The organism is Nitrosophilus sp. (assembly GCF_982775275.1).
In genome coordinates, this window is the sequence record NZ_CEXZHP010000110.1 from 1 (window position 1) to 5,165 (window position 5,165).

Genomic DNA, 5,165 nt, shown 5'->3' on the forward strand with positions numbered 1-5,165 from the left:
TCTAAATCTCAAGCAAAAGCACTACTGCAACAAATTCTATTGCAAAATCCGGGTTAAATATCATATATCTTACAATTATTAAAGCAAAAAAATTATAAAATATAGCAAAATCTACAATTTGGAGATACTATGAATCTGCTTCTTATTAACAAAAACCCTGTAGTATCAAGGATGTTGAAACTTAGCGCTCCTAAAGCCGGCTTTGAGGTTGATGAGTGCGACAACGTTTATGAGTTGCCTCACGGCGAATATGATGTTGTTTTTATTGATGATGAGATGTATGACGAGAATTTTTTAAAAGAGATCAAAAAAAATATTAAATTTTCTCAAATAGGAGTTATCACATCATCAAAAGATGAACAGATCGAGGGTTTTGATTTTACATTGACAAAGCCTTTTTTACCCACAGATTTGATAGAGTTATTAAGAGGCATTAAATCAAAAATAGAGTTTATAAAAAAAGAACATGAAAACAAAGAGATAGCCGATATAGAAAAAAAAGAAGAGCCTTTGGATATTTTGTCACTAAACGAGACTTTAGAACTTGAAAATAAAGAGATAGAAGAAAATCTACCCATCCCAAAAGAGGAGAAAGAAGAGATTGTAGAGTTTGAAGAGAGCGTTGAGGAGGAGCCTTTTATTTCGGAGAATGAAATAGAAGAGAGCGGGGTTTTGGATAAAAGCGAATTAGAAAAGGTCCAAGAGCTTTTAGAAGAAGAAAAAGAGACTCAAAAAGAGCCCAAAGAAGAGATGGAAGAAAATTTAGAAGAAGAGATAGAAAAGGAAGTAGAAGAAAAACCGGCGATTTTAGAAAAACTTGAAGATTATAAAAATGAGCAGATAGAAAAAAAAGAAGAGATTAGCAAAGAGGAGAAGATAAAAGCCCTTATGGGCGTTTTGGATCTATACACCATAAGGGAACTTTTAGATGGTATGGAGATAACCATAAAGATAAATTTCAACAAAAAAAAGAAGAAAAAGAAATGATAAAAAAGGGAAGTTTATTAGTAATATCCGGACCCAGCGGGGCTGGAAAAAGTTCATTGATAAACGAGATATTAAAAAATATCGATAACGTCTATTTTAGTATATCAACTACCACAAGACCAAAAAGAGAGAATGAAATAGATGGCGTTGACTATTTTTTCGTGTCAAAAGAGGAGTTTGAAGAAGATATTAAAAAGGGTCTTTTTTTAGAGTGGGCAAATGTTCACGGAAACTATTACGGCACTTCACTAAGGCCGGTTTTTGAGGCTTTGGACGAGGAAAAACTTGTGGTTTTCGATATAGACGTTCAAGGACACGAAAGTATTAGAAAAAAATTTAACGAGATTACGACTTCGGTTTTTATAACCACCCCTTCTATAAAAGAGTTGGAAAATAGACTCAAAAAAAGAGGAACGGATGATAAAGAAACCATTAAAAAAAGGCTATTGAACGCAAAAGAGGAGATTAAAAGATTAAGAGAGTTTGATTTTTTGTTGATAAACGACGACTTTGAAAAAGCAAAAAAGGAGATTATCTCCATAGCCGTTGCCGCAAAACTAAAATATAGAAACGAAGAAATAGAAAAATTTATTAAAGAGTGGTCGAAGTTTTAATTTTTATGCTTTTATTAGATTAAAAAATGTAATATTATTAGTTTAGTTAAAAGTTTTGACTTATCTTTAAATATAAAAAAAGGAGAAAATATGGGTATGCCGAGTATGCCGGAATTGCTGATAATATTGGCTATAGTTGTGCTTCTTTTTGGAGCAAAAAAGATCCCAGAGCTTGCAAAAGGTTTGGGAAGCGGTATTAAAAACTTCAAAAAAGCTATGAAAGAGGATGAAGAAGAGGGCTCAAGCGCAAAAGCGGAAGCCAAAAAAGAGATAGAAACAAAAGAAGAGACTGCTAAAACTACAAATACTACAGAAAAAAAAGAGGCATAATTTTTTGGAAATTCAATTATAGTTGAGTAGTTGAGTAGTTGAGTGGTTGAGTAGTTAAGTAGTTGAGTAGTTAAGTGGTTTTTAGATAAATCTACTTAACAACTCAGCAATTTTAACTATTTTAACTAATTTAACCAACTATAAAAGGATAAAATTTGAGAAAAAAAGTCCTTGAGACGTTGTCAAAACATCTTGATAAAAAAATAGTTTTAGAAAAACCAAAAGACAGATCTTTTGGACATTATGCTACTCCTATTGCTTTTTCTATGGCTAAAGAGCTTAGAAAATCCCCTATGATAATCGCCGATGAGTTGGCAGATATTTTTAAAGAAGAAGATATTTTTGAAAGTGTCGAGGCTATTAAAGGATATATAAATTTTAAATTGAGCGAGAAATTTTTAAACGATTATGCCACTTGGGCGTTAAAAAACGAAGAGGAGTTTGCAAGTGATGGCAAAGATGAGACTATTTTGCTAGAGTTTGTAAGCGCAAATCCAACGGGACCTTTGCATATAGGACACGCAAGGGGAGCGGTGATAGGAGACGCTTTATCTAGAATAGGAAAACATTTAGGATATAAAATAACAAAAGAGTATTATATAAACGATGCCGGAAACCAGATATATCTTTTGGGATTATCTATCTATTTGGCAGGTAGGGAAAATATACTAAAGTTAGAAACTAAATGGCCAGATGAGTTTTATAGAGGCGAGTATATTTTAGATCTTGCAAAAGAGGCGGCTGATTATTTTGGATCTGAAATATTTGCCGATGAGAGTTTTATACCTAAACTTTCAGAGTGGGCAAAAGATCAGATGATGGAGCTTATAAAAAGCGATCTTAAAAAAATCGGCATTGAGTTTGACTCTTTTGTTAGCGAAAAAGAGCTTTATAAAGAGTGGCCAAAAGTTTTGGAGATTTTGGAAGAAAGAGGGGCTGTCTATCATAAAGATGGGAAAGTTTGGCTAAAATCAACGCAATTTGGAGATGAAAAAGATAGGGTAGTAGTTAGAGAAGATGGAAGAGCTACGTATCTTGCAGGAGATATCGTCTATCATTACAACAAATTCAAAAGAGGATTTGATCATTATATAAATATTTGGGGTGCTGATCATCACGGATATATCGCAAGAGTTAAAGCGGCTATTAAATTTTTGGGATTTAATCCCGATAAACTAGAAATCATTTTGGCACAAATGGTATCTTTATTAAAAGGCAAAGAGCCCTATAAGATGAGCAAGAGAGCAGGCAACTTTATCCTTATGAGCGATGTTGTGGAAGATATAGGCGCCGATGCGCTGAGATTTATATTTTTGAGTAAAAAAGCAGATACCCATCTTGAGTTTGATGTGGAGGATTTAAAAAAACAGGACGCCTCAAATCCAGTCTATTACGTAAATTATGCTCACGCAAGGATAAATTCCGTTTTTGAAAAGGCTCATAAGAGTTTAGAAGATATTATAGATGTTGAATTGAAAGATTTAAATGAAGATGCTAAAAATCTTCTTTTTATCGCCCTTATTCTTCCAGAAATCTTAGAAGACGCTTTTGAAAGAAGAGAGCTTCAAAAAGTTACCGACTATTTAAAAGCTCTTGCGGCAGAATTTCATAGATTTTATAATGAGCATAAAGTTTTAGGCTCACAAGATGAAGATAAACTTCTAAAACTTTTTAAAGTTGTGGCACTCTCTATAAGAGTGGGACTAAAAATGCTTGGAATTGAGGCAAAATATAAAATGTGAGGACAAAATGAAAACAATCAAAGAGAGAGCTGAAAAGATAAAAGAGCTTTTAGAAGAGAAAAAAGCCGAAGATGTTCAGATTTTTGATCTAAGAGACAAAGGGTATTTTGTAGACTTTGTGGTTATTGGCACATCTTTAGGGGATAAACACACTTTGGCTTTGCTCGATTATTTAAAAGAGAAACTAAAACCGTTGGGAGAGCATTTTTTAAAAATACAAAGTAGTGAAGATTGGGTTGTTATAGATCTTGGAGATATAATAGTTCATATCATGACCGAAGCTTATAGAAAAAAATATAATATAGAAGAGTTTTTAGAAGAGATTAAAAAGGGCAAAGAGGGGAGTAGTTATTTTGGTTAAAATGGTTGAGTGGTTGAGTTGTTAAGTAGTTGAGTGGTTAGGTGAAAGGCTGAAGGGAGAAGGAGGTAAGGAGGTAAGGAGGTAAGGGGAGAAGGAGGTAAGGTGGTAAGGGTCAAGATGATTAGAGAGGGCTTAATTACCAATTCCAAATTCCCAATTCCCATTTACCAATTACTAATGTCCAATGTCCAATTTGGTTAAAATGGTTAAATGGCTAAACGGTTATAAAATTATTTAAGATTCTTTTTATAAAATCTAATTATTTCGTTTGCTACGATTTTTGGAAGATACTTTCTAATTGGATGCTCCCTTAACTCTGTAGCGCTTATTGGCACATTTATATTTATTACTTTATATTTGGATGGGATCTTTTCCTTTCCTCTTTTTGCTACGACAAATTCAACCATATGTTTTAATTTGTTATATTTATACCATTTATGTAAAGAGTTTAGATTATCAGCGCCGATTATTAGATATATTTTTTGGGGATGATATCTTTTTTTTAGGTATTTTATAGTTTCGATCATATATGTTGGTCTATTATTGTTTATCTCATATAGGCAAATATCAACTTTCTTTATGGGTAAAAGCGCTTTTTTTAACCATCTTGCTCTAAGAGTCGGAGAGGCTTTAAAGCTTTTTTTAAAAGGATTTAAATATGTGGGAACCACTATCAATCTATCAACATCCAATATCTTAAGGGCCTTTTTTATAATTTTTATATGTCCCAAATGCACCGGATCAAAACTTCCGCCAAAAACCGCAATTTTCATCTATCTCCTTTAGATAAGCTAATAGTCAATTGAGTACTCAACTACTCAACTACTTAACTACTTAACTATTTTAACCAAATTAGACATTGGACATTGGACATTGGACATTGGTAAATGGGAATTAGTGATTTATATTCCTATTTTCTCACTCTCTAACTTTTTCACTTTTTCACTCTCTAACTTTCTCACTTTTAATCAACCGCAAATCCACGCTCGTTTTACTCGCTTGATTTGCTTCAAGGTTAACGGGCTGCTCCTATGTTCGCCACTAAAATCCTCAGGTTTAGGGCTCACATATAGTCACAGCCTTCGCTCGGGCACAGAGGCAAAGCAGTTTGCCTCTTAAAGCCTAACGGCT

At 33.4% G+C, this 5,165-nt stretch carries 6 protein-coding genes; 5 read left to right on the plus strand and 1 reads right to left on the minus strand.

What is annotated here, in order from left to right; genetic code table 11:
• Nucleotides 1–129: 129 nt before the first annotated feature.
• The 5 genes from AC30RD_RS06110 (at nucleotide 130) to rsfS (ending at nucleotide 4,034) form a co-directional block, all read left to right on the plus strand.
• A complete protein-coding gene (locus tag AC30RD_RS06110) occupies nucleotides 130–987 on the plus strand; it encodes a response regulator (protein WP_489493472.1) in 858 nt (285 codons plus the stop codon).
• The gene (gene gmk / locus AC30RD_RS06115) at nucleotides 984–1,601 is read left to right on the plus strand and encodes a guanylate kinase (RefSeq protein ID WP_489493473.1); all 618 of its coding nucleotides are present in this window, start codon (nucleotides 984–986) and stop codon (nucleotides 1,599–1,601) included. The genes AC30RD_RS06110 and gmk overlap by 4 nt, the downstream gene beginning before the upstream one ends.
• 90 nt (nucleotides 1,602–1,691) lie before the next feature.
• On the plus strand, nucleotides 1,692–1,931 hold the full coding sequence (locus tag AC30RD_RS06120) for a twin-arginine translocase TatA/TatE family subunit (protein WP_489493475.1): 240 nt from the start codon (nucleotides 1,692–1,694) through the stop codon (nucleotides 1,929–1,931).
• 155 nt (nucleotides 1,932–2,086) lie between these two features.
• Nucleotides 2,087–3,673 (plus strand): arginine--tRNA ligase, encoded by a 1,587-nt coding sequence (gene argS / locus AC30RD_RS06125; RefSeq protein WP_489493477.1) that lies wholly within the window; start codon nucleotides 2,087–2,089, stop codon nucleotides 3,671–3,673.
• 7 nt (nucleotides 3,674–3,680) lie between these two features.
• Complete coding sequence (gene rsfS, locus AC30RD_RS06130) at nucleotides 3,681–4,034, plus strand: ribosome silencing factor (RefSeq protein WP_489493478.1); 354 nt, start codon at nucleotides 3,681–3,683, stop codon at nucleotides 4,032–4,034.
• Between the two features lie 230 nt (nucleotides 4,035–4,264).
• Here rsfS and nadD read toward each other — a convergent pair whose 3' ends face one another.
• The gene (gene nadD, locus AC30RD_RS06135) at nucleotides 4,265–4,807 is read right to left on the minus strand and encodes a nicotinate (nicotinamide) nucleotide adenylyltransferase (RefSeq protein ID WP_489493480.1); all 543 of its coding nucleotides are present in this window, start codon (nucleotides 4,805–4,807) and stop codon (nucleotides 4,265–4,267) included.
• Nucleotides 4,808–5,165: the final 358 nt, after the last annotated feature.

Coding starts and splice junctions, on each gene's coding strand:
- AC30RD_RS06120 (WP_489493475.1), top strand. CDS start 1,692: ATGGGTATGCCGAGTATGCCGGAATTGCTGATAATATTGGCTATAGTT.
- nadD (WP_489493480.1), bottom strand. CDS start 4,807: ATGAAAATTGCGGTTTTTGGCGGAAGTTTTGATCCGGTGCATTTGGGA.
- gmk (WP_489493473.1), top strand. CDS start 984: ATGATAAAAAAGGGAAGTTTATTAGTAATATCCGGACCCAGCGGGGCT.
- rsfS (WP_489493478.1), top strand. CDS start 3,681: ATGAAAACAATCAAAGAGAGAGCTGAAAAGATAAAAGAGCTTTTAGAA.
- AC30RD_RS06110 (WP_489493472.1), top strand. CDS start 130: ATGAATCTGCTTCTTATTAACAAAAACCCTGTAGTATCAAGGATGTTG.